This window comes from Mannheimia sp. E30BD (genome assembly GCF_041807785.1).
In the GTDB taxonomy this organism is placed as follows: domain Bacteria; phylum Pseudomonadota; class Gammaproteobacteria; order Enterobacterales; family Pasteurellaceae; genus Mannheimia.
In genome coordinates, this window is record NZ_JBGTYX010000008.1 from 63,010 (window position 1) to 86,940 (window position 23,931).

The 23,931-nt window shown below is 37.7% G+C and carries 20 protein-coding genes; 11 read left to right on the forward strand and 9 right to left on the reverse strand.

The window, feature by feature from the left end:
- Positions 1 to 59: 59 nt before the first annotated feature.
- Positions 60 to 1,451 carry an MATE family efflux transporter gene (locus ACERCG_RS06830; protein ID WP_373611302.1) on the forward strand — a complete coding sequence of 464 codons (1,392 nt, stop codon included), beginning with the start codon at positions 60 to 62 and terminating at the stop codon, positions 1,449 to 1,451.
- 83 nt (positions 1,452 to 1,534) lie between these two features.
- On the opposite strand, the gene ACERCG_RS06835 is transcribed toward ACERCG_RS06830, so the two are convergent.
- A complete protein-coding gene (locus ACERCG_RS06835; protein WP_373611303.1) occupies positions 1,535 to 2,656 on the reverse strand; it encodes a porin in 1,122 nt (373 codons plus the stop codon).
- A gap of 471 nt (positions 2,657 to 3,127) precedes the next feature.
- Here ACERCG_RS06835 and recB point away from each other — a divergent pair, with 471 nt between their 5' ends.
- Positions 3,128 to 6,652, forward strand: coding sequence for an exodeoxyribonuclease V subunit beta (recB, locus tag ACERCG_RS06840; protein WP_373611304.1), 3,525 nt, complete (start codon positions 3,128 to 3,130; stop codon positions 6,650 to 6,652).
- Between the two features lie 39 nt (positions 6,653 to 6,691).
- On the opposite strand, the gene greB is transcribed toward recB, so the two are convergent.
- The 3 genes from greB to ACERCG_RS06855 form a co-directional block, all read right to left on the reverse strand.
- A complete protein-coding gene (greB, locus tag ACERCG_RS06845; RefSeq protein ID WP_373611305.1) occupies positions 6,692 to 7,174 on the reverse strand; it encodes a transcription elongation factor GreB in 483 nt (160 codons plus the stop codon).
- 90 nt (positions 7,175 to 7,264) lie between these two features.
- Positions 7,265 to 8,545: an aminopeptidase PepB gene (gene pepB, locus ACERCG_RS06850; protein WP_373611306.1), complete on the reverse strand. Its 1,281-nt coding sequence runs from the start codon at positions 8,543 to 8,545 to the stop codon at positions 7,265 to 7,267.
- A gap of 151 nt (positions 8,546 to 8,696) precedes the next feature.
- The gene (locus tag ACERCG_RS06855; protein ID WP_373611307.1) at positions 8,697 to 9,518 is read right to left on the reverse strand and encodes a 5'-nucleotidase, lipoprotein e(P4) family; all 822 of its coding nucleotides are present in this window, start codon (positions 9,516 to 9,518) and stop codon (positions 8,697 to 8,699) included.
- Positions 9,519 to 9,674: 156 nt separating this feature from the next.
- On the opposite strand from ACERCG_RS06855, the gene ACERCG_RS06860 reads away from it, so the two are divergent.
- Both ACERCG_RS06860 and ACERCG_RS06865 read left to right on the forward strand, forming a co-directional pair.
- Positions 9,675 to 10,616: a bile acid:sodium symporter family protein gene (locus ACERCG_RS06860; protein ID WP_373611308.1), complete on the forward strand. Its 942-nt coding sequence runs from the start codon at positions 9,675 to 9,677 to the stop codon at positions 10,614 to 10,616.
- 469 nt (positions 10,617 to 11,085) lie between these two features.
- Positions 11,086 to 11,739, forward strand: a complete 654-nt coding sequence (locus ACERCG_RS06865; protein WP_373611309.1) for an IS1595 family transposase — start codon at positions 11,086 to 11,088, stop codon at positions 11,737 to 11,739.
- 151 nt (positions 11,740 to 11,890) lie between these two features.
- Here ACERCG_RS06865 and ACERCG_RS06870 read toward each other — a convergent pair whose 3' ends face one another.
- Entirely contained in the window at positions 11,891 to 13,054 is a 1,164-nt protein-coding gene (locus ACERCG_RS06870; protein WP_373611310.1) for an efflux RND transporter periplasmic adaptor subunit, read from the reverse strand.
- A gap of 60 nt (positions 13,055 to 13,114) precedes the next feature.
- Entirely contained in the window at positions 13,115 to 13,930 is an 816-nt protein-coding gene (locus ACERCG_RS06875) for a Cof-type HAD-IIB family hydrolase (protein ID WP_373611311.1), read from the reverse strand.
- 488 nt (positions 13,931 to 14,418) lie between these two features.
- Between ACERCG_RS06875 and leuA the strand changes: the two genes are divergently transcribed.
- The 7 genes from leuA to upp all read left to right on the forward strand — a co-directional run bounded on the left by leuA (position 14,419) and on the right by upp (position 21,337).
- Positions 14,419 to 15,963 carry a 2-isopropylmalate synthase gene (gene leuA / locus ACERCG_RS06880; protein WP_373611312.1) on the forward strand — a complete coding sequence of 515 codons (1,545 nt, stop codon included), beginning with the start codon at positions 14,419 to 14,421 and terminating at the stop codon, positions 15,961 to 15,963.
- A gap of 212 nt (positions 15,964 to 16,175) precedes the next feature.
- A complete protein-coding gene (rpoE, locus tag ACERCG_RS06885) occupies positions 16,176 to 16,748 on the forward strand; it encodes an RNA polymerase sigma factor RpoE (RefSeq protein ID WP_373611313.1) in 573 nt (190 codons plus the stop codon).
- Between the two features lie 55 nt (positions 16,749 to 16,803).
- Complete coding sequence (locus tag ACERCG_RS06890; protein ID WP_373611314.1) at positions 16,804 to 17,412, forward strand: sigma-E factor negative regulatory protein; 609 nt, start codon at positions 16,804 to 16,806, stop codon at positions 17,410 to 17,412.
- Between the two features lie 158 nt (positions 17,413 to 17,570).
- The gene (locus ACERCG_RS06895; RefSeq protein ID WP_373611315.1) at positions 17,571 to 18,554 is read left to right on the forward strand and encodes a MucB/RseB C-terminal domain-containing protein; all 984 of its coding nucleotides are present in this window, start codon (positions 17,571 to 17,573) and stop codon (positions 18,552 to 18,554) included.
- Positions 18,551 to 18,982, forward strand: coding sequence for a SoxR reducing system RseC family protein (locus tag ACERCG_RS06900; RefSeq protein WP_373611316.1), 432 nt, complete (start codon positions 18,551 to 18,553; stop codon positions 18,980 to 18,982). The genes ACERCG_RS06895 and ACERCG_RS06900 overlap by 4 nt, the downstream gene beginning before the upstream one ends.
- 9 nt (positions 18,983 to 18,991) lie before the next feature.
- A complete protein-coding gene (fadD, locus tag ACERCG_RS06905; RefSeq protein ID WP_373611317.1) occupies positions 18,992 to 20,683 on the forward strand; it encodes a long-chain-fatty-acid--CoA ligase FadD in 1,692 nt (563 codons plus the stop codon).
- Between the two features lie 24 nt (positions 20,684 to 20,707).
- Positions 20,708 to 21,337: a uracil phosphoribosyltransferase gene (gene upp / locus ACERCG_RS06910; RefSeq protein WP_373611318.1), complete on the forward strand. Its 630-nt coding sequence runs from the start codon at positions 20,708 to 20,710 to the stop codon at positions 21,335 to 21,337.
- Between the two features lie 80 nt (positions 21,338 to 21,417).
- Here upp and rsmA read toward each other — a convergent pair whose 3' ends face one another.
- The 3 genes from rsmA to pyrR form a co-directional block, all read right to left on the reverse strand.
- Positions 21,418 to 22,284 (reverse strand): 16S rRNA (adenine(1518)-N(6)/adenine(1519)-N(6))-dimethyltransferase RsmA, encoded by an 867-nt coding sequence (gene rsmA, locus ACERCG_RS06915; RefSeq protein WP_373611319.1) that lies wholly within the window; start codon positions 22,282 to 22,284, stop codon positions 21,418 to 21,420.
- Between the two features lie 76 nt (positions 22,285 to 22,360).
- Entirely contained in the window at positions 22,361 to 23,305 is a 945-nt protein-coding gene (locus tag ACERCG_RS06920) for a peptidylprolyl isomerase (RefSeq protein ID WP_373611320.1), read from the reverse strand.
- A gap of 76 nt (positions 23,306 to 23,381) precedes the next feature.
- The gene (gene pyrR / locus ACERCG_RS06925; protein WP_373611321.1) at positions 23,382 to 23,930 is read right to left on the reverse strand and encodes a bifunctional pyr operon transcriptional regulator/uracil phosphoribosyltransferase PyrR; all 549 of its coding nucleotides are present in this window, start codon (positions 23,928 to 23,930) and stop codon (positions 23,382 to 23,384) included.
- Position 23,931 lies beyond the last annotated feature (1 nt).

Below are 23,931 nucleotides of genomic sequence, written 5' to 3' on the forward strand. Positions count from 1 at the left end.
AAAACAACCGCTTTCTAAGGTAAAATAAAGATACACTTAGATTTTAAGAGATGAATTATATGAATTTAAAATGGCAAGAATACCCACAAAATGCCAGTAAGTTATTTAAATTATCATTGCCGATTTTTATTTCCCAGCTTTCTGCTTCGGGAATGGGCTTAGCTGATATTGTAATGGCTGGTTTAGTCAGTGATGACGATGTTTCTGCTATTGCGGTCAGTAATTCCATTTATTTTCCGCTTTTTCTATTTGTGTTAGGGCTTTTAAACGCCATTACACCAACAGTATCTTATCTCAACGGTTCTAGTAATCGCCATTTAATCGCAAACCAAGTGCGACAAGGCTATTGGATTGTGTTTGCAATGTCTATTCCACTGATTGCTATTTTTTTAAATAGCCATTTGATTTTAGACTTAATGGAAACACCAGCGGAATTTTCAATTAAATCACAACAGTATTTAGCGGTGATGGCAGTTGGGCTAATTCCAGCCTTGCTTGGTGTAACTTTACGTTGTATGAACGATGGGCTATCTAACCCAAAACCTGCAATGCGAATTACTTTTTTCGGATTATTGCTTAATATTCCGCTGAACTATATTTTTATTTTTGGCAAATTTGGCTTACCTGAGATGGGAGCAGTTGGCTGTGGAGTAGCAACTTTGATTGTGAACTGGGTTATGTTTTTAATGTTGTTGCATTATTGCTACACCAACCCGTCACAAAAAGATATTCGATTATTTGAGAAATGGCTCGACACACCAAGCGGTCAAATTTTGCTAAAACTTTGTAAATTGGGCTTGCCAATTGCCTTTGCGATTTTTACCGAAGTGATGCTATTCTCAACCTCAGCACTTTTTCTTTCTCCACTTGGCTCACAAGTTGTAGCAAGTCATCAAGCAGCTCTGCAAACCAGCTCACTGTTTTTTATGATCCCGATGTCATTTGGCATTGCAACCACGATTATGATTGGGCAAACATTAGGTGAAAAAAATGTAGAAAGGGCGAAAGTGCTAAGTTATCACGCTCTTATTACCGCCACTATTTTAGCGATTATTGCCGCAATCATTATTATTTTACTGAAAAATGTTATACCGCTTGCTTTTACCAGCAACCCGGTTTCTATTGCGATTACCGCACATTTACTGATTTTCGCAGCGGTTTACCAAATTCCTGATGCTATTCAAGCGGTCGCAAACGGGATTTTGCGTGGCTACAAACATACCCAACCGATTTTATATGTAACTATTTTCTGCTACTGGATTGTCAGTATTCCACTTGGTTATGTGCTGGCAAGAACCGATTGGATTGTACAACCGATGGCGGCTCAAGGCTTTTGGCTTGTATTTTGCATTGGTTTAAGTTTAGCGGGCGGATTATTACTTTGGCAAATGCGAAAAATTCAATCCGTGCCAGTAGAGCAATTAATTGCAAAATTAGAAAAAATAAAATAATCGTAGGGATGCACTTAGCGTGTCAATCAAACAAAAAAGCCACTCTTTCGAGTGGCTAAAAAACTAAGGTGAGTGGTTTTATATTAGAATGTGATACGAGTACCTAATCTGATTGTGCTATTGTCTTCAATAGTTTTACCCGCTTGTTTAGTTCTAGCTTTACCACCTTCTAGGTAAATAGCAACGAATTTGTTGAATCTGTGGTCAACACCTGCTTTCCAGCCTAAGTTTTTAGCTTTAGCTTCGCCATCATTTTGACCTGTACCGAATAATACACCACCGTAGATGTTATTTTGTGGAGTTACTGCATATTTTAAACCCACATCAAAGCGGTTGATTTTCTCAAATTTTTTACTACCAAATGTTTGGAATGTATTTGCAGCTTGACTTTTTGGTGATTTAGCATAAGCCCAGTCGATACCTGTAGTAAAGTTACCGTAGTTGATATCAAAACCTACGCCTGCAAATTTACGTTTGAATTCTTCTTCTTTACCCACAGTAACTGTTTCTTTGATACATACTGTTTGTACTGGATTTAGTTCATTTCCATCTTTATCAGTTAATTTAGCATATCCATTACATACTGAAGTGCTTGCACCTGCTTTAGCCGCAGTTAATTCACCGTAACCTGAACCAAAGCGTACTTTTGCATCGCCTAATTGACCGTCATAGAATAAATCTAATTGGAAACCTTGACCTTCATCTACTTTAGTTTTATCTGAATGACCTACGTAGTAGTCAGCTGCTACACGCACACCGTTAAATTTAGCAGACATAAAGTGTAATGCTTTACCGTGAGAATCTAAGAATACGTTACCGCCCATTTCCCAAGTGTAGTTTGCTTTAGGAATGTGGTCACCCAATACTAATTGTTTACCGAAAGTTAAAGAACCGATATCTTTGTGTTGAACACCACCGAATAAACGATGTGCACGAATATCATCGCCTAATTTCTCTTTAGAAGAGAAACGTAATTCAGCAACTGCTAAAGCTTCATAACCATTAGCGATTTCTTGGAAAGCACGGAAACGAACACGTGAACCTCTATCAACAACATCAGTACGTTTATCTTTAGCTTTCATAACTTCTAATGCAAGATGACCATCTACATCAATTTTTGTACCGTCTTTTTCATAGATAACAGAAGTGTTTGCCCCACTGGCAGCCATAGCTGCTACTGCTAATGCAAGAAGTGTTTTTTTCATAATGTTTTTCCTTATAGTTAGAGTTTTACAATCCGGTTGCCCGGCAGGTAGAAAAGTGTTTGTATTGTGGCGAAATTTACATAAATAAAAAAATCGCAAATTTTATGAAATTTATTGATTTTTTAAAAGTAATTAAAAATCAATGTGTTATAAATTTATAATGAAATTTCACTCCATTTAAAAATGAGATATGGATCACAATTCCAATAATTTTTTTGGAGTAAAATTATAAGGTGTTAAAATAACATATTGATTTTTATATGTATTTTTATGAAATCGGAATGTGGAAATTTTATGTGTACACAAAAAAGCAAAAAATTCAAACTTTTATTCAGATTTGTGAGCTTGATCACAGAATAAATTGAATTTTCCTTCAAGAGAGATTAAAAAATAGTAAATTTACTTCATACTAGCCATTCTTTTTCTTTACCGATAAAATCTAATTATTAGTTATTTTTCTGTTGGTAAGTTATGCAAAATCTAAATCCTATTACATTACCTTTAAACAAATCTGTCTTAATAGAAGCCTCTGCCGGTACAGGTAAAACCTTTACGATTGCCAATATTTACTTACGTTTATTGCTCGGCGTGGGCTGTGTGCCGCTTACCGTTGAGCAAATTTTAGTGGTAACCTTTACCAAAGCGGCAACGGAAGAGCTGAAAAACCGTATCCGAAAAAATATTCAGCAATGTGCCGATTTTTTTAAAGATAAAGTGGCAGAAGAGGAAACGGCAGGTAAGTCTTATGCTAATAATCTTACATTTTTAGAGCAACTTTATCCGCAAATTAAGGATATTCACGAGGCTTTATTGCGTTTAAGCATTGCCGAACGGGAAATTGATACCGCCAGTGTGTTTACCATTCACGGCTTTTGCCAAAAAATGTTGGTGCAATTCGCTTTTGAATCAGGCGTACGATTTGATTTAGATTTACAGCCTAACCAAAGCGATTTACTGAAAAAATTAAGCGAAGAGGTGTGGCGAGAGCAGTTTTATCCGCAAGGCGTAACAGAAAGTGAAATTATTTCGGCTGAATTAATCACGCCAGAAAGTGCGTTAAGTGCAGTAAGACATTATTTATCTAGTGAATTGCCAGAGCCGAAAGCCTTTTTAAATCAATATTTTTCTGAGCAGTTAGCGGAATATAATCGGTTCATAGATGAGGTAAAATCTTACTGGAAAAGCCATAGTGAAGAGCTAATAGAAGCAATTAGGCAAGATCTTAAAAATAAAACAACGTTACACGGCGGTTGGTATCGCCCTGCGACTTTTGAAGCAGGTGTGATTGCAATGAATCAATGGGCAAATTCGGCAAACCGTTATTTGCCTGATGAGTTCTATTTGTTCACATCAGTGAAAATTGCCGCAGGCACGAAGAAAAGCTGCGAGCCGATGGATTTACCTCAACTTGTAAAAAATCAGGCATTTTTGACCGCTTACAAAGAGCAATTTGAACACAGCTTAAAATCTATTTTACTCTATCAATTCCTAATCGGTTTAAAAAATAAGTTAGCAAACTATAAGCAATCGCACCCGCAACGTGGTTTTGATGATTTGCTGACAATGCTGAACCAAGCGTTGAAAAATCCGCAAACAGGCAAAGCCTTAGCCCAAAAAATTCGTTCCATTTATCCGTTTGCGATGATTGATGAGTTCCAAGATACCGATCTCACCCAATATGAAATTTTCAGCCAAATTTTTATGGCGGAGCAGAGCGATAACGGTTTTATTATGATTGGCGATCCAAAACAATCTATTTATAAATTCCGTGGGGCGGATATTTTCACTTATTTAAGAGCGGCAAAACAGGCGAGCGAGCAATTTACGCTTGGCAAAAACTGGCGCTCGTTGCCTGAGGTGGTACAAGCGGTCAATAATTTGTTTAATTTTGCAAATGGGGAAAAACCGCCATTTCTTTATGAAGATATTGGCTTTCACCCTGTTGAAGCAGATAGCAACAAAGGCAAGCTGATTAGCGAGCAAGGGCATTTTATTTGCTACACCAGCGAGAAAACCAAGCTCGATGATGTGGCAGAAATTTGTGCGTATCAAATTCATCAACAGCTTAATGCAATGAGTGAGGGAAAATTTGGCATTGAGAAAAATGGTGAATTCAAACCGTTTGAGCCAAAAGATATTGCCATTTTGGTGAGAAAAGGCTCTCAGGCAAAACGCATTAAAAAAGCCTTAGCGAAGCGGAATATAAAATCGGTTTATTTGGCGGAATCGGCGTCTGTATTTGGCTCGGAAATTGCGAAAGAGCTTTGCAGGATCTTACAAGCAGGGCTGAATCCTTACAACTATAAAGCCTTATTCTCTGCCTTAGGTTCAACCCTTTGGGGGCTAAGTGCAGCAGAGATTTATCGCTACAAAGAAAACGAAATGCTGTGGGATTTAAAGGTTAATCAGTTTGTGGAATACAGCTCCATTTGGAAAGAGCAGGGCATTTTGCCGATGCTGCATAAAATCTATTTGGAGCAAGGTATTATTGAGCGATTAAAAAGTTTAGCGAACGCTGATAGGCTAATTACCGACTTATTGCATTTAACTGAAATTCTACAAGAAACATCGCAAACATTGGAATCAGAAACCGAGCTGGTGCGTTGGTATGAAAAGCAAATCAGCTCTCCAGATTTTAATGATGAACAGCAACTTCGTCTTGAAAGCGAAGAGGAGTTGATCAAAATTGTAACGATTCACGGCTCAAAAGGCTTGCAGTATCCTATTGTTTGGTTGCCGTTTGCCGCAGAAAAAAGTGAGGGCGATACGAAAGCAAATTTAGGCTTATACCGCAATGCACAAGGCGAGCTGGATTGGTATTTAGGCGAAGAAGAGGCAAAAGAGCAAATCCAAAATGAAGCCTATGCGGAAGATCTTCGTCTGTTTTATGTGGCATTAACCCGTGCGGAATCACAGCTTAATTTAGTGTTACCAAAAATGATTTCAGGTTGGAGTCCGTTGCATTATTTATTAGCAGAAGGCGAGTTACCGAAAGAAAAATCAAGCGTGGCGGATTATTTTGCTCAAAAACAGATTTCAGCCGATATGATTGAAGTGGAAGAGCAATTACCATTTAGCCGTTGGGAAAATAATAAAACAGAAGAGCATTACCAAGCCAAAACCTTTAATGGCAATATTCGAGTAGTAGGGCAGATCACCAGCTTTACTTCACTTTATGCACAGCACGAGCGTTTTAGTGAAGGAAGAGAAGATAGAGTGATGGAATTAGCCCAAGATAGAGATGTGCATATTGACGTTATTGAGCCAGATTATACGTTGGAAACTGATGCTTTTTCGCCCTTCCAATTCCCACACGGTATTAAAGTGGGGACGGTGTTACACGGCTTTTTTGAGCATTGCCGATTTAGCGAACTAATTGACAGAGAAAGTATTGCGAAAGTTTGTGAGCAACTAGGGTTAAACGAAGAGTGGATTGAGCCAACATCATTGTGGTTTGAACGTATACTTTCGACCCCTTTGGCGGAAGCTAATTTCTCTTTAAAAGAGATTGATGAAGCGAAGCGATTAAATGAATGGCAATTCTATTTACGCCTAAAAAATGATAAAGCTTTACACCAATTAAATACGTTACTAAAACAACATAGCCCGTTAGCGAAAAACTTGCCCGAGCTGCAATTACCGCAATTAGAAGGCTTTGTGCGTGGGTTTGTGGATTGCATTGTGCAACAGAATGGGAAATTTTATCTTATTGATTATAAATCGAATTTCTTAGGTTATCTGCTACAAAATTATACGAAAGAAAACATTCAGCGAGAGATGGGCAGACAGCGTTATGATTTACAATATTTGCTTTATACCCTTGCAGTACACCGTTATCTGACGGCTCGCTTGGGCGAAAATTACGATTACGAACGTGATTTTGGTGGTGTGGCGTATCTATTTTTACGAGCAATGAATGGAGAAACTGACAACGGCGTTTATTTTGATAAACCAAGCAAAACATTAATTGAAGAAATGGATAGGTTATTTGGGTAGATATGCGTAGGGGCGAAAAATTTTTCGCCCCTACTGGTATTAACTCACTTGCTCATACCAAATCTTATTAATGTAAAGCAACACTTTGCCAACGGGTGTTTCTACTCGAATTTCGTCATCAACTTGTTTGCCGATTAACGCTCTGGCAACAGGGGAATCAATCGAAATCCAGTTTTTAGCAGGGTCAAACTCATCACAGCCAACAATGCGGTATTGCTTGGCTTCGCCCTCTTCATTTTCGAGTTCAACCCAAGCCCCGAAAAAGACTTTGCCTTCTTGTTTGGGGTGGTAGTCCACGATTTGCAGTACTTCTAATCGCTTAGAAAGAAAACGCACTCGGCGGTCAATTTCTCTCAAACGGCGTTTGCCGTAAATATATTCCGCATTTTCACTGCGATCGCCTAATGCTGCCGCATCAGAAACCGCTTGGGTAACTTGTGGGCGTTCTTCTTTCCACAAAAACTTAAGTTCTTGATCGAGGGCTTGCCAGCCTGCTCGGGTAATGTAATTGGATTTAGCCACATTCTTCCTTTTTGTTTGATAACAAGCGGTCAAATTTTGCTGATTTTTTGCAAATTTTTAGTAAAAAGTAACTGCTTGTCAGTTTTATATTTACTTAGAAAGCAATAAATTGGCGATGGTTTTGATACCAAGCCCTGTTGCACCAACTGCCCATAAATCATTGGCAGTTTTACGGAATGTGGCGGAAGCATCAATATGCAACCAATTTTGTTGATAATTTTCCACAAAGTAAGATAAAAATGCGGTTGCGGTGCTTGCTCCAGCCCCTACAGGAATTGTGCCTGTGTTTGCAATATCTGCAAAAGAGGAGGTAATTTGTCCTCTGTGGAAATATTCAAAGGGTAAACGCCAGAAAGGCTCGTTTTCTTCTTTCGCAGAGTTAAATAGGGCGTTGGTTAGGTTATCGTCCATAGAAAGCACAGAGTGGTAATCGTTGCCTACTGCTACTTTTGCCGCACCTGTGAGTGTTGCTGCATCAATAATAAATTGCGGATTTTGTTTTGAAGCATCAATTAAACCATCAGCTAATACTAAACGCCCTTCGGCATCGGTATTTAGCACTTCAACGGTAACACCGTTGCGGTAAGTGATAATATCGCCTAACTTGAACGCATTGTGGCTAACCATATTTTCTGCACAGCAGAGATAGAGTTTTACACGCTTGTTTAAACCACGAGAAATGGCAAAGGTAAGTGAACCTGTTAAGAGTGCCGCTCCGCCCATATCGGTACGCATTGTACTCATTCCATCACTTGGCTTCAGGCTGTAACCGCCCGTGTCAAAGGTAATGCCTTTACCCACTAAGCAAGCAAGCACGGGAGCGTTTTTATCATTGGTTGGATTAAAGTCTAATGCTAAGAATGCAGGCGGATTAGCAGACCCTTTTCCAACAGTCCAAATTCCGTGATAGCCTTGTTCTTTCAACGCTTCGCCACGAATGATTTCATAAGAAACGCTATTTGGTTTTGCAATTTTTTGAATAAATTCAACCGCTTGTTGTGCTAGTTTTTCAGGCGTTAGCGTATCGGAAGGCTCATTAATTAACTCACGCACAAAAGTGGCACATTTTACACGGTTATCAAATTCTGTTTGTTGCTCGCCTAAATCTGGATATTCCACCGAACCTTGATTTTTAACTGAGTGAAAGCCTTGATGGAACGCCCAGCATTCTTCTACATTCCAACCATCGCCAACTAATGCCACATTCAAAATACCTTGATTTTTAATTTTACGGGCGGCTTTTTGAATGGTGGCTAAATCCTTTTTATAATTGTGAACGATAAAGCCCCCATCATTAACAGAAAGCAGGGCATTCTTTCCCCAAACTTCAGGGGCGGCTTGTTGGGAAAGGGTAATTTTCATTGCGGTCATTGGTCGTTCCTTATTGCTTTTAGTATGAATTGAAAGTTTGGGTATCCTAACAAACTTTTGCAAAATTTTATAGAAAAATGACCGCTTGTAATCGGCTAAAAGATTGACAAGCGGTCGTTTTCTAGTTGTTTTTTACGAATGATTTAGCGAGTTATTTGCCGTCCCACGCTTTGATCGCATCGTGGCGGATTTTAATACGGCTTTCTGCATTGCTTTTGTAGTAGTCTTTATCTAAACCACCTTCCCAATCGCCGTAGTTAGGGTTTGGTAATACAATGAATTTTTTGCCGAATAATTTGCTATTTTCAGCCACAAATGCACGGCGTTCTGCATTTGATTTACGGTAGGTTGCATCGCCAAAGTCGTTTAGATTATCGCCCACATAAAGCACGATTTCATAGCCTTGTTTTTCGATCTCTTCAAAGCGAGGCGTTTTGTTTGATTTGTCTTTTTTCAAGAATAAGGTTTTTTCACTCACGCCGGTAAAGCCGAGTTTGTTCATATCATCGATAGTGCCTGCTTTTTCGCCGTCATCTTTACGGTTTGAAACATAAAATACTGTGCCTTTGTTGCTGTTTACATAGTTGTTAAACTCAACAGCCCCTGCAATGGCTCCTGTTTGGCGTGCATTTACCCAACGAGTCCAGCTCTCACCATCAAAGGCTTTATGATTTTTCACTTGCCAGCCAGCGTAAGGGCTGTTATCTACCATTGTTTCATCTAAATCAACCACAACGGCTTTTTTCTTGCCTTTTTTCACTTTGGCTTGATCAAATGCCACTTTGGCAGTGTTGAATGCCTGATGGGCAAGGGCTTGGTATTCACCGGATTGTTGCATCCAGTTAATTCCTAGTGTGGCTTGTTCTTGTAACACCATTTGGTGGTGTTCATCGCTATTTTTATGCGTATGCGAACAAGCGGTTAAAGCAAATAATGTTGTAAGACTAATGACAGAAAGTTTAAGATTTTTCATAGAGAATACCCTTATTTTTATTACTGATAAACAGGTGCATTATAATCAAAAATAGGTAATTAATGCTATAGATTTCTACCCGCTATTCACTTTTAAATTAAACTCAGGTAGCCTTATAATTCTTTTAACAAAAATCTAACAATGAAAAGAGGCTATATGCAAACATTATTAAAATTTACACAATTTATCAGCAAAACTTTCGCTATTTGGGTGGTGGTTTTTGCTTTCATCGCAGCACAATATCCTGAAACCTTTAAACAATTCGTTCCTTGGATTCCTTACCTATTAGGGATTGTGATGCTTGGAATGGGTTTAACCTTAACATTTAAAGATTTTGCGGAAGTAACGAAAAATCCAAAATCAGTGATTATTGGTGTTATCGCTCAATTCGTGGTAATGCCGAGCATTGCTTACGGATTAGCAAAAGCATTTAACTTACCGCCAGATTTAGCCATTGGTGTGATTTTAGTAGGCTGCTGCCCGGGTGGTACATCATCAAATGTAATGACCTATTTAGCTCGTGGTAACACGGCTTTATCGGTGGCTTGTACAACTATTTCTACGTTATTAGCACCTGTTTTAACTCCTGCGATTTTCTACTTATTTGCGAGCCAATGGTTAGAAATTAATGCAACAGCGATGTTTATCTCGGTATTACAAATGGTGCTATTGCCTATTTTTGTTGGCGTTGTTATTCGTACTATCTTCAAGCAAAAAGTAGAACAATTCAGCCAAACAATGCCGTTAATTTCAGTTATTGCGATCGTGTTAATTGTAACGGCTGTGGTATCAGTTAGCCGTGATCGTATTATTGAGTCTGGTTTATTAATTTTTGCAGTTGTGGCGTTACATAACGGTCTAGGTTATTTAATCGGCTATTTAGCGAGCCGTTTATTCAAACTACCTATTGCAGACAGCAAAGCGGTGGCAATTGAAGTGGGTATGCAGAACTCGGGCTTGGGGGCAGCTCTTGCCGCATTACACTTTAAAGCGAACCCTGTAATTGCCGTACCAAGTGCAGTATTTAGCTTCTGGCACAATATTTCAGGTCCTATCTTAGCAATGATTTTTGCGAAGATAAAAAACGACAAAGAGTAAGTCATAGAGGCTATAGCCAGTATAAAACACCTCAATAAATTGGGTAATTATCCAACTTATTGAGGTGTTTGCTTTTTAAGTGGTTATGTTACTGTTTTTACAAACATTTACCTAATTTTACAATTGGGTTTTAGAAAAGCATTAAATAGCAGGATGTTTCATTTCTGGGGGGGGGGGGGGCAGTTTTTTATTCTGCTTTTTGGGTTTTCTTGGTTTTTTATTCTGTTTTTTTTGTGCTTGGATTTGGTTTCTAAATGTAAATCAATGTAAATTAACAGTTAAATAGATGTGTTTTATCTTATAAAAATCTGAGTTTGATTTTGAAATGTTTCTTTAATTGTAGATTTATATAAAATAGTTAAATATTTTGGGTATACTCAAAATATACTTGGTTTAGCAGAAAAAGATTTTTCTTGTTATAAATATTTTTGGGGCTGTAGTAGATTAGCATCACTGCTATACTACAAAAATGAAGATAACCCATTGTAAATTAAAGAAATCTTTGCAGAAAAAGCTTCTTGAATTTTTTGTTGCTGAAGTGACCGCTAGAACCGCTGCTGATTTATTAGGTATTCAACCCAATACGGCAGCCCTGTTTTACCACAAAATTAGGCTGGTCATTGAACACCATTTAGCCCTTGAAGCTCATGAAATTTTTGAGGGAAAAATTGAGGTAGATGAAAGCTATTTTGGTGGTCATCGCAAAGGAAAACGAGGGCGAGGTGCGGCTGGGAAAGTCGCTGTATTCGGTTTGTTGAAGCGTCAAGGAAAGGTGTTTGCCGTAGTGGTAGAAAATACCAAATCAGAAACGCTAATGCAGGTCATTACAAGGAAAATCAAGCCTGACAGCTGGGTTTATACGGATACCTATCGTCGCTATAATGCCCTTGATGTGAGCGAATTTCATCACGAGCGAATCAACCATTCCGAACTTTTTGCGGAGAAACAAAACCATATCAATGGCATTGAAAATTTTTGGAATCAAGCGAAGCGAGTACTCCGAAAATATAACGGAATTAACCGAAAAAATTTCCCTTTATTCTTGAAGGAATGTGAATTTCGGTTTAACTTTGGCACACCAAAAGAACAGCTCAAAACGTTGCGAAAATGGTGTGAGATTTAGGGCTAATCTACTACAGCCCCTTTAATTAAGCCGATAACGAGAATGAAGCAAGCATTACAAGAGCGATAACAAAAAATAAGCCATTGCCAAAAGCAAGGGCTTATTTTATAGGGCATAAAGTTCAAAAAGACCAACTATTTTGCCCTATATGCTAAAATATTCTTGCTCTTCTAGTAGAGCTTACTTGTTCATTCTCTCCTCTTTGTGTAACAATTATAGCCTCGTTCTCACTTAATCCTGATAGCACTTCCGTGTTTTGAGTATCTGAAATACCGATTTCTATTGGTTTTTCAACGGATTTCCCATTTTCTAGTACCAATACATAATTTTCTTTTCCACGTTTTTTAATCACATTGGTGGGAACAACTAAAACCTGTTCTCGCTTATCAATGGTAATTTGAGCTTGGGTTGTCATTCCAATGCGTAGGCTGTTATCGGTATTATCAATCGATACATTGGCATAGTAATAAATCGCTTCCGTATTTCCTGACTGTTCGGTGTAGTTGTTATCAGTAAGGGTTGTGAGAGCAGGATCAACAGAATCAATTGTTGCTAAATATTCTCGATTAGGCTCAGCAAGGGTAGTAAATTTAACTTGTTGCCCAACTTTAACCTGAGCAATATCACCTTCTGAAATCTCAAGTTTAATCAACATTTTAGATAAATCAGCCACTTGCACAATTGTTGGCGAAGTTTGATTAGAATTAACTGTTTGCCCAACAGAAACAGGTACAGAGACAATCACTCCGTCCATTGGCGAGATGATTTGAGTATAATTTAAATTGGTTTGAGCATCATTAACTGAAATTTCTGCCGATTTTAACTGTGCTTTGATGTTATCAACCGTTGCTTTGGCTGAGGCAAACGTATTTTTCGCCGTTTCCAATTCGGTTAAAGACGTGCTGTTTGCTTTATATAATTTGCTTAATCGATTGTAATTAGATTGAGCCACTTCAAGGGCAACTTGTGCAGAAGTAAGCTGCGCTTTGTATGAGGCGAGTTGGGCTTGAGCGGTGCTTAAATTATTGCTTTGGTTACTTGAGTCAATATCGGCAATTAAATCACCTTGTTTAACTGCTTGTCCTAATTCTACATAGAGTTTTTGGATTTTACCTGAAACTTGAGCCCCAACCTCTGTGCGTTTGCTGGCTCGCACTGAACCTGTGGCAAGTACATTTTTATTGATTTCAGCTCGAGCAACTGCCTCAGTAATATAATGAATTTGTTGTTCATTATTTTGCTGATTGTAGTAAAAATATCCTCCTATTCCGATAGCGGCAATTAGCACCAACGTGGCTAATGTTTTACGTTTCATACTTTTCCTTTGTGATATGTTGTGCTACAAGCGGTCGTTTTTTTAGAAAAATTTGCAATTTTAGATGATATCAAAGATTTCACGGATATAACTAGCGACAGCCTCATCTTTATTGAAACCAATCACTTCATTGTTTGGTAATGCTAATTTTAAACGAGGATCGGCATTTGCCATTAGACAGCCTTTGCCCGCTAAGTTTAACATTTCTACGTCATTCATACCATCGCCAAAGGCGATACAATCTTTTAATGTATATCCACGCAGTTTCACTAACTCTTCTAATGCATTTGCTTTGCATACACCTTTAGCCATTACTTCAAGGCAGAGTAGTGCGGAATAAGTCATCTGTACACAACTGCCATAGGTTTCTTGAATGTAATTTTCAATCGGGATTAAGGCTTCAGCCGTTTTACCGATAAAAAAGACTTTTTCTGTTTCTCTGCCGTGATGGTTAGAAAAATCCGCTACTTGGTAGCCAAAACCGGATTCTTGGTGGAAATGTTTTAGCTCTGGAATTTCTTTATTAATAAACCATTCATCGCCTTGATAGCTGTTTAGGCAAACATTTTTATCGTCAAATTTAATATTCATTAACTCAACAGCGATATCTTCTGGTAAGTAGTGGCTAACAATTTTTTTACCCTCCAAATTGTTTGCTCTTGCCCCATTTGAGGTAACCAGCATTGCATTTTTAACATTTACTTTGTTGATAATATGAGAAACATCAGGGTAATTCCTGCCTGTGGCAAAAAAGATATCTACGCCTTTTTGCGATAATTTTTCTAATGTCTCAATCGTAAAATTGCCAATTTTATGATGTGCATTTAATAGCGTACCATCGAGATCGGAAATAATGGCACGAAATGGTAGGGTCATCTTGCTATCCTTTATATAAAAATTGGAAGAAAGGCTATCAAATTTAATCTTAAACTTCAAAGGAAACTAAAAAATTTACATTTTTTTATAAAATTTTTGATGAAATGTTAAATACTGTTTTTTTATTAAAATTAATGCTTTGTATTATACCTTTGTAGCTGGATAGATTTTTTCACTAAAAAATAAGATGTTTTCAATAAAATAATCTAATTAGACCAGTTTTAAGTGGGGTGTAAACGGTTGCGCAAAGTGAAAAATGCTATTGACTTTGAGTGGGATGCCGATAATATACACACACTTACCAAATAACAATGCAAACATAAACACACAACACAACATATGGAAAATTTTACCTTACTCCGATTATCTCTATTATCGTATTCTGTGCGAGGATAAAGATTGGTTGGAAAAAGTAAATGGACTATCCACATTCTTGCCCGCACTTAAAAATGCGGGCTTTTTTTATCCAATAAAATGAAGGTTTTATTATGAGCAACAATAACATTATTATTTTTGATACAACATTGCGTGATGGCGAACAATCATTAAAAGCAAGTTTAACCGTAAAAGAAAAATTGCAAATTGCCCTTGCTTTAGAGCGTTTAGGGGTTGATGTGATGGAAGTCGGTTTTCCGGTTTCTTCAGCGGGGGATTTTGAATCAGTACAAACCATCGCTCGTCATATCAAAAACAGCCGGGTGGCGGCACTTTCCCGAGCGGTCGCAAAAGATATTGATGCAGCTTATGAAGCCTTAAAAGTAGCAGAAGCATTCCGTATTCATACCTTTATTGCCAGCTCGGCATTACACGTTGAGGCTAAATTAAAGCGTTCATTTGATGATGTAGTCGAAATGGCGGTTGCTGCGGTAAAACGTGCCAGAAATTATACTGATGATGTTGAGTTTTCCTGTGAAGATGCCGGTCGTACAGGGATTGATAACATTTGCCGTATTGTAGAAGCGGCAATCGATGCAGGAGCAACGACAGTTAATATTCCTGATACCGTTGGTTTCTGCTTACCGAATGAATATGGCAATATTATTCATCAAGTAATGAACCGTGTGCCAAATATTGATAAAGCGATTGTTTCTGTACATTGCCATAACGATTTAGGAATGGCAACTGCTAACTCTTTAACGGCAGTACAAAACGGGGCGAGACAGATTGAATGTACCATTAATGGTATTGGCGAACGTGCAGGTAATACGGCATTAGAAGAAGTGGTGATGGCAATTAAAACCCGCCAAGAGTTTATGGGCGTTGATACTCGCATTAATACTCAAGAAATTCACCGTATCAGCCAAATGGTGAGCCAGCTTTGCAATATGCCGATTCAACCAAATAAAGCGATTGTAGGTAGTAATGCGTTTGCTCACTCATCAGGTATTCACCAAGATGGTATGCTGAAAAATAAAAATACCTACGAGATTATGTCGCCAGAAACTATTGGCTTGAAGAAAGAGAAGCTAAACTTAACTGCTCGTTCAGGTCGTGCGGCAGTGAAAGGACATATGGCGGATATGGGCTATACCGAAGCGGATTACGATTTAGATAAACTCTATGAGGCTTTCCTACAGCTTGCAGATAAAAAAGGGCAGGTATTTGACTATGATCTAGAAGCTCTAGCATTCATTGATATGCAACAAGGAGAAGAGGATAGACTAAAACTAGATGTGATTACAACCCAATTAATTAGCGGTTTACCGGCTTCTGCATTTGTACAAGTAGAGTTAGACGGTGTTCGTCAAAGTGCTACTTCTCAAGGAGGAAATGGACCAGTGGATGCCACTTACAATGCCATTATGAACATTGTGGGTATGGAACTTAAAATGTCTCACTACAATCTTACAGCAAAAGGCGAGGGTGCAGAAGCCTTAGGACAAGTGGATATTGTAGTGGAATATGAAGGCAGAAAATTTCACGGTGTTGGTTTAGCTACAGACATCGTAGAAAGTTCTGCACGAGCATTAATTCATGCCATCAATGCAATTTATCGCTCACAAAAAGTGGCGGATATAAAAGGGAAGAAATAATAAATTATAATTTGTTATTTTCAAGGCAATACAAGCGGTCAGATTTTTTGAAATTTTTGCAAAATTTCGTTAAAATCCGACCGCTTATTATTTGTTTTATTAAAAAATAAAAAGGTTAAAAAATTTACCAATTAATTGGAACTTTTAGAAAAAAGCACACACTAAAGAAGTGTGCAATGGTATTGACACATTATTATTAGGAGAGTCCGCAGTTGAGCGAGCAGATCACCGACCAAGAATTAGTCGAAAAAGCACAAAAAGGTGATAAAAAAGCATTTAATTTACTTGTAGTACGTTATCAAAACAGAGTAGCAGGTTTACTCACTCGTTATGTTGCAAGAGACGATATTCCTGACATTGTGCAAGAATCTTTTATTAAAGCCTACCGTTCCTTAGAATCGTTTCGTGGGGAAAGTGCATTCTATACCTGGCTTTACCGTATTGCGGTTAATACCGCAAAAAATCATTTAACTTCGTTAGGTAGAAGACCGCCTAAAGAAGATATTTTAGCCGAAGATGCTGAAAGCTATGATGTTGGTACGCAGCTTCGTGAAAGTGATACACCTGAAAATTTGGTGCTATCCGAAGAGTTAAAGAAAGTTGTCTTTGATACGATTGAAAATTTACCTGATGAGCTTAGAACCGCTATTCGTTTAAGAGAGCTAGAAGGTTTAAGTTATGAAGAAATCGCAGAAGTGATGGAATGCCCAGTAGGAACAGTACGTTCACGTATTTTCCGTGCAAGGGAAGCAATTGATGCAAAAGTCCAGCCTCTTATGCAGTAAGTCAAATAGAAATAAAATAGTTTTAAAAAAATCTCAGAAATCATTGGAGCCGATTATGCAACAACGCATTACTCAACACGAATACCTTTCTGCTTATATGGACGGGCAGAATGTTGATAAAGAGTTTGTAGAAACCTTAATTAATAGCCCTGAATTACAGCAAAAATGGGCAAGCTATCATACTATTCGCAGCGTGATGCAGGGCGATGAAGCTATCTTAGGTGTAGATTTTTCTACCAAAATGGAAGCACTACTTGAAAATAAAGAAATTGAATCTCAAGAGAATGTGGAAAAATCAAGAGGTTTATTGCTTAAACTCAAACGTTGGGGAACGCCAATTATGCAGGCAGGTATTGCTGCTTCAGTCTGCTTAGTTGTTGTATTTGGTGTAAATTCATTTAATACTAGTGAGGATGTGGCTCAAACTCAGCCGGTATTGCAAACATTACCTTTCAGTAATTCGGTTGAAGCGGTAAGCTATAATGGACCTGAGAAAGAGCAGCCGACTGCTGAACAGCTTGAACTTCAACAACGTAAAATCAATGCGTTATTAGAAAATTATGAGTTACAACGTCGTACAAATGCGGTACAAGGTGTAACCTTATCAGAAGAGGAAAAGCAGAAAGCGAGAACTTCTTCAAATCAAGTAGAACAGCAAAAATAAGATAGATTCAGATAACAAGAGAAGCCACATAATTAACAATTAATTATGTGGCTTTTTGTATGTAAATGTAGCGAAAAAACAAGAAATTACTTGCAAATAGCGAAATAGTCTAAAATTTTTGATAGAATAAATCAGTTTAATTTGGTTTGAGAATAAATATGTTTATTAAGATAAGAAAATATTTTTTGATGCTCATTGCTATTTTCGTTTGTTCTACTTTTGCATTGGCGGACACAGGAATTAAAACGCCTTTGCTATATTTATCCTCAATGACTGAAGCTCATAAAAAATCAAATTACGAATTGTTCTATATTCTTCAGCAAGATACCAGCGTTGAATCTTTCCGTTTCCGTCACGCATTTGTGAATGATAAAGAGTATGCTCAATTACTCAATCTTGATCACAATCGAGAAGAAATTATCCTGAAAGAAAACAATGTTAGTTATTTAGGATACAACTTCCGTCCTTTTAGTTTAAGTAGCCTCCATATTTTAGATAACCTACCTAATGTTATTTATGCTGATTATCACCACTTAAAAGGCTATATCTTTTTAGATGCCGGTAAAGATCGTATTTCAGATAGGATAGCAAAAGTTATTCGCATTTTACCTAAAGATAATTTCCGCTATTCTTACACACTTTGGATTGATGAAGAGACCAATTTATTGTTAAAAAGCCAGCTACAAAATGAAGATAGTGTGGTCTTAGAAGAATTTCGGGTGTTACAACTTTATCAATCTCAGGAAATTGCGATGATTGCTAATGCAATTGAGGCTTTAATGCTTCCCACATTAACTTCCACTCAAAAATACAAGATGGCATCGCCTTATAATTGGGAGGTGAATGAGCTACCAATAGGTTTTCGATTAGTGCAGAGCCAAACAGTAAGTGGAACTGCTTATCAATTTGATAGTGAGTATGTTGATAGTCGTTTATATAGTGATGGTCTATCCAGTTTTACTATTTATGTTATGCCAGTTCAAGGTGTTAATTTTGACAACTATGCTTGGCAACAAGGTAAATTAACTATTTTGAATCAAACAATTAATAATAGGGATATTGTGATTATTGGCAATGTGCCGTTAGAGACGGCTAAGCACATTTTAACAAATATTCAGTTTAGAGAAGGAGATTCTCAATGATGATAGAAGAAGCGACCGTTGTGGAATATCGTAATGGTATCGCTATTGTGCAATGCTATGCAAAAAGTGGCTGTGGTGGTTGTGTAACAAAAGCAGCTTGTGGTACAAAAGCATTATCAGCGTTAGCCGGAGAAAAAATAGCGCCCCGTTTTAGTATTGCAGTTGATGAGCCTTTAAATGTCGGTGATAAAGTCAAATTAGGGCTATCGGAAAATACCTTACTCAAAAGTGTTTTTTTAATTTATGGCATTCCACTTTTTGTATTAGTGGTAACAGCGGTCGGATTTTCTCAATTTTTTGCAAATGAACTTATAGTATTATTCGCAATATTGCTGTTTACAGGCATCTCATTTTGGGCTGTTAGAAAATTGATTAACAAATACAGCCGGCAAGTACATTTTTCGCCTATCTTTTTAGGCAAGGTTTAGGAGACTAAAATGGAAAAAGTATGGTTTAACAATTATCCCCCTTATTCACCAAAAACAATAGAAACAAATCAATATGAATCGTTAGTAGAGGTGTTTGAAGCGGCGATAAAACGCCACCCGGATATTCCAGCTTATATTAATATGGGGCAAATTCTAACCTATCGTAAATTAGAAGAGCGTAGCCGATCTTTCGCCGCCTATTTACAAAATGAATTACGTTTACAAAAAGGCGACCGTATTGCCTTAATGATGCCAAATCTATTGCAATATCCGATAGCATTATTCGGTGCGTTGCGTGCAGGTTTAGTCGTAGTCAACGTTAATCCGCTTTACACTCCACGTGAATTAGAACATCAGCTAAATGATAGTGGGGCAAAAGCGATTGTTATTGTATCGAACTTTGCGGCTACTTTAGAAAAAGTGGTGTTCAACACAAATATTAAACACGTTATTTTAACCAGAATGGGCGATCAGCTCTCATTCGGAAAGCGTACTTTAGTAAACTTTGTTGTGAAGTATGTGAAAAAATTAGTGCCTAAATATAAGTTGCCCCATGCTGTGAGTTTTAGAGAGGTTTTAAGTATCGGTAAACAAAGACAATATGTAAAACCTACAATAGTAAGCTCTGACCTTGCCTTTTTACAATACACAGGTGGCACAACAGGTGTAGCGAAAGGGGCGATGCTCACTCATCAAAACTTGATTGCGAATATGATGCAAGCCAGATGGATTGTTGAACCTTTATTAGGTAATGCAACGGGGTTGATTGGCCTTGTACCATTACCGCTATACCACGTTTTAGCCCTTTCATTGAACTGTTTGCTCTTTATTGAGTTAGGGTTGACAGGGTTATTAATCACAAATCCACGAGATATCCCGGGCTTTATTAAAGAACTCAAAAAATACAGAGTATCTGTTATTACCGGCGTTAATACCTTATTTAATGCCCTACTTAATAATGAAAGTTTGAAAGAAGTCGATTTTTCTCACTTAAAATTAAGTGTTGGTGGTGGTGCGGCGATTCAATCAAGTGTTGCTAAATGTTGGCACGATTTAACAGGTGTTCACATTATAGAAGGCTATGGAATGACAGAATGTTCGCCGCTTATTTCTGCCACACGAAGTGATTCGGTAGAGTATTCAGGCTCGATTGGTGTACCTGTGCCAAATACAGATATTCGTATTGTTGATGATGAAGGAAACGATGTGCCATTAGGCGAGCGAGGGGAACTAGTGGTTAAAGGTCCTCAAGTGATGCAGGGTTATTGGAATCGCCCTAAAGACACCACAGAAGTGTTAAAAGATGGTTGGATGGCAACAGGCGATATTGTTGTGATGGGAGAAGATCTGAATTTACGCATTGTTGATCGTAAAAAAGATATGATTATCGTCTCAGGCTTTAATGTTTACCCAACTGAAATTGAGGAAGTTATTTCGCAAAATCCAAAAGTAAATGAGGTTGTTGCGATTGGCGTGCCGAGTGAGGCTTCGGGCGAAAGCATTAAAATTTTTGTAACGAAAAAAGATGAAAGCCTAACTCGTGATGAGCTTCGTACTTACTGCCGTCAATTCTTAACAGGCTATAAAATCCCAAGAGATATTGAATTCCGTGATGAGCTACCAAAAAGTAATGTTGGTAAAATTCTTCGCCGAGTATTAAGAGATGAAGAACTGGCTAAATCACAAGTAAATAAGAGCTAAATTTGAATAATTAAGGAGCTTAAAATGAAAATTGTTGAAGTAAAACACCCGCTTGTAAAACATAAATTAGGTTTAATGCGTGAAGCTGAAATCAGCACCAAAGATTTCCGTGAATTAGCCAATGAAGTTGGCAGCCTACTCACTTATGAAGCGACCAAAGATCTTGAAATGGAAACTGTAGAGATCAACGGCTGGAGCGGAAATAAAATCCCTGTTGAGCGTATCAAAGGAAAAAAAGTAACGGTTGTGCCAATTCTACGTGCTGGTTTGGGTATGATGGACGGTGTATTGGAACACATTCCAAGTGCGAGAATTAGTGTAGTAGGGATTTACCGTGATGAAGAAACGCTAAAACCTGTGCCATACTTTTCAAAGTTAGCAAATGATGTAGATGAGCGTTTGGCGATTATCACAGACCCAATGTTAGCAACAGGCGGTTCAATGGTTGCAACTATTGATCTACTGAAAAAAGCAGGTTGTAAACATATTAAAGTATTGGTATTGGTTGCCGCTCCCGAAGGGATTAAAGTGTTAGAAGAAGCTCATCCAGATGTAGAGCTTTATACTGCTTCAATCGACAGCCACTTAAACGAAAAAGGCTATATCATTCCGGGCTTAGGTGATGCAGGCGATAAAATTTTCGGTACGAAATAGTTTTTTAATTTTCATATAAAATACAAGCGGTTATATTTTGTAAATTGTTTACCAAATATGACCGCTTGTTGTTTTACTTTTTAATAATCTTCATCAACCAATTCTTCTGATGTATCAATAGCTGGTGGATTTTCATAGAGCCAGTTAGCTAATCGAACATAATCAGCAATAGTCAAATTTTCTGCACGGGCTGTTAAATCAATGCCTAATGCTTCTAATTGCTCTGCAGTAAATAACGTTGAAAGAGCATTGCGTAACGTTTTACGGCGTTGGTTAAAGGCTTGTGTTGTAACACGGTTTAACCAGTAAATATCTTTCGCTGGGTACGGTAATTGATTATAAGGCACTAAGCGCACAACGGCAGAGTCCACTTTTGGTGCAGGTTTGAAAGCACTTGGCGGTACTTCAAGCACAGGAATGACTTGGCAGTAATATTGTGCCATAATGGTTAATCTGCCGTATGCTTTGCTATTTGGTGCGGCACATAAACGTTTTACCACCTCTTTTTGCAACATAAAGTGCATATCTTTAATCAGATCGTGGAAGGTCAATAAATGGAAAATCAATGGCGTAGAGATGTTATAAGGTAAATTACCAAAAACTCTCACGGTATCTTTTTCGACATTTTGGCTTTCAAAATATTCACGAAAATTAAAACGTAATGCATCTTGCTCAATAACGGTTAGTTTTTGACTTAAGAATGGATGATGACGTAAGCGTTCAGCCAAATCACGGTCAATTTCAACCACAGTTAGTTTATCAACTAATTCTGCAACAGGTTCGGTTAATGCCGCTAAACCCGGACCGATTTCTAATAGAAATTCGTCTTTTTTCGGGTTAATAGCAGAAACAATGCTGTGAATGACATTCATATCGTGCAAAAAGTTTTGTCCGAAACGCTTACGAGCGGTATGACCTAAATGTTTTTTTGAATTTTGTGAACTCATTGTTATCCTTTTAAAAGTTATCCTTTTCGAAATAAGAAAAGAACCCCGCTAGGCGAGGTTCTTATAAAATTTCTAATTATTGACCAACATATTGGATATTTGCTGTTTTTCGTAATGCTTTTACCCAATCTTTAGATGCTTCTTCGGCTTGTTTATTTACAAGTTGCTGATAAGCTCGTTGATGGTAAGCATCTTCAGTTCTGTCGCCATCACGAATATCAGTTACTTTTAGAATATGCCAACCAAATTGTGATTGAAATGGCGCAGAAATTTGATTGGTTTTCATCCTAGAGGCTACTTTTGTAAATGCAGGATCGTAGATTTCTAAAAAGTTAAAACCTAAATCACCGCCATCTGCACCTGAAGCATAATCTACAGAGTTGATTTTTGCGGCTTCTTCAAAAGTTATTTTACCTGAATTAATATCCGCAATTAAGCTGTTTAATTTTGCTTTGGCTTGAGCATCATTTAAAATTGGGTTGGTTTTTAGCAAAATATGGCTAACACGATGTTCTTTACCCGTTACGGTTTTTAATTTACCCGCTGCTTTATCTTTTGCCATTAACTCTTTTGCTAAAGATTGAACTTGTTGCGGGGAGACTTGGATTGATTGACCAATGCTAAAATGACGAACTTGCTCCATAGCCATTTGATTAGCAATATTACGTTTAAATTGTTCTAAGGTAATGCCTTGGTAATCTAATGCATCTAATAATTGACCGTAGGTAATGCCATTTTGAATAGCTACATTTTCAACTGCTTGATCAACTGCCGCAGGGCTAACTTTTACATTAGCTTCTTTCATTGCTTGTTGTATTAGCATATCGTCAATGACTTGATCGACTGCTGCACGATGAGAGGCTTCTGTTACTTTCTTTTTGCCAAGTACACGTTTAACTTGGCTTTGCATTACAGGGATATCGTTTACTAACGCAACCACACGCTCTTCAAAGGTGTGGGCAGTTTGGGTAAGACTTATTGTTGCAACTGCAACAGCAAATAATGATTTTACGAATTTCATTTTTATAACAATCCTAATGGAAATAAATAAGTAATCCTTTTCTTAGAGGTAAGTTTATCGAAAAGGTTCACTTAAATTAAGCACTTTCTTTATCCGTTGCAGGAGCTAAGACCACTTGATTTACCCCATCATAACTTAAAGTATGAACTTTGATCTGCTCATTCTTCGCTGTAGGGATATTTTTTCCCACATAATCAGCTCGAATGGGCAATTCTCGATGACCCCGATCCACTAAAATAACCAATTCAATTCTGGCAGCTCTACCAAAATCAAGCAAGGCATCTAAGGCTGCACGAATCGTTCTGCCCGTAAATAATACATCATCAACTAAAATGACCTTTTTGCCATTGATATTAATTTGATTATCAGCCCCTTTAAACACAGGATCTTGGTAGATTAAATCCAAATCATCACGATAGAACGTAATATCCAGTGCCATACTAGGTAATTGGATTTGTGATAGTTCTACAATGCGTTTTTGAATTAATTCCGCAATTTCAGCGCCTCGGCGTTTAATACCTACAATCACAACATTTTGCAAATTCCCGTGTTTCTCAATAATTTGATGAGAAATACGAGAAATCATTCGCTGAAATTGTTCTGTATCAATAATGATTTTTTCCATA

Bases quoted from the DNA above. Each gene is read 5' to 3' on its own strand.
- ACERCG_RS06830 (WP_373611302.1), top strand. From the start codon at position 60: ATGAATTTAAAATGGCAAGAATACCCACAAAATGCCAGTAAGTTATTT.
- ACERCG_RS06835 (WP_373611303.1), bottom strand. From the start codon at position 2,656: ATGAAAAAAACACTTCTTGCATTAGCAGTAGCAGCTATGGCTGCCAGT.
- recB (WP_373611304.1), top strand. From the start codon at position 3,128: ATGCAAAATCTAAATCCTATTACATTACCTTTAAACAAATCTGTCTTA.
- pepB (WP_373611306.1), bottom strand. From the start codon at position 8,545: ATGACCGCAATGAAAATTACCCTTTCCCAACAAGCCGCCCCTGAAGTT.
- ACERCG_RS06855 (WP_373611307.1), bottom strand. From the start codon at position 9,518: ATGAAAAATCTTAAACTTTCTGTCATTAGTCTTACAACATTATTTGCT.
- ACERCG_RS06860 (WP_373611308.1), top strand. From the start codon at position 9,675: ATGCAAACATTATTAAAATTTACACAATTTATCAGCAAAACTTTCGCT.
- ACERCG_RS06865 (WP_373611309.1), top strand. From the start codon at position 11,086: ATGAAGATAACCCATTGTAAATTAAAGAAATCTTTGCAGAAAAAGCTT.
- ACERCG_RS06870 (WP_373611310.1), bottom strand. From the start codon at position 13,054: ATGAAACGTAAAACATTAGCCACGTTGGTGCTAATTGCCGCTATCGGA.
- ACERCG_RS06875 (WP_373611311.1), bottom strand. From the start codon at position 13,930: ATGACCCTACCATTTCGTGCCATTATTTCCGATCTCGATGGTACGCTA.
- leuA (WP_373611312.1), top strand. From the start codon at position 14,419: ATGAGCAACAATAACATTATTATTTTTGATACAACATTGCGTGATGGC.
- ACERCG_RS06890 (WP_373611314.1), top strand. From the start codon at position 16,804: ATGCAACAACGCATTACTCAACACGAATACCTTTCTGCTTATATGGAC.
- ACERCG_RS06895 (WP_373611315.1), top strand. From the start codon at position 17,571: ATGTTTATTAAGATAAGAAAATATTTTTTGATGCTCATTGCTATTTTC.
- ACERCG_RS06900 (WP_373611316.1), top strand. From the start codon at position 18,551: ATGATGATAGAAGAAGCGACCGTTGTGGAATATCGTAATGGTATCGCT.
- fadD (WP_373611317.1), top strand. From the start codon at position 18,992: ATGGAAAAAGTATGGTTTAACAATTATCCCCCTTATTCACCAAAAACA.
- upp (WP_373611318.1), top strand. From the start codon at position 20,708: ATGAAAATTGTTGAAGTAAAACACCCGCTTGTAAAACATAAATTAGGT.
- rsmA (WP_373611319.1), bottom strand. From the start codon at position 22,284: ATGAGTTCACAAAATTCAAAAAAACATTTAGGTCATACCGCTCGTAAG.
- ACERCG_RS06920 (WP_373611320.1), bottom strand. From the start codon at position 23,305: ATGAAATTCGTAAAATCATTATTTGCTGTTGCAGTTGCAACAATAAGT.
- pyrR (WP_373611321.1), bottom strand. From the start codon at position 23,930: ATGGAAAAAATCATTATTGATACAGAACAATTTCAGCGAATGATTTCT.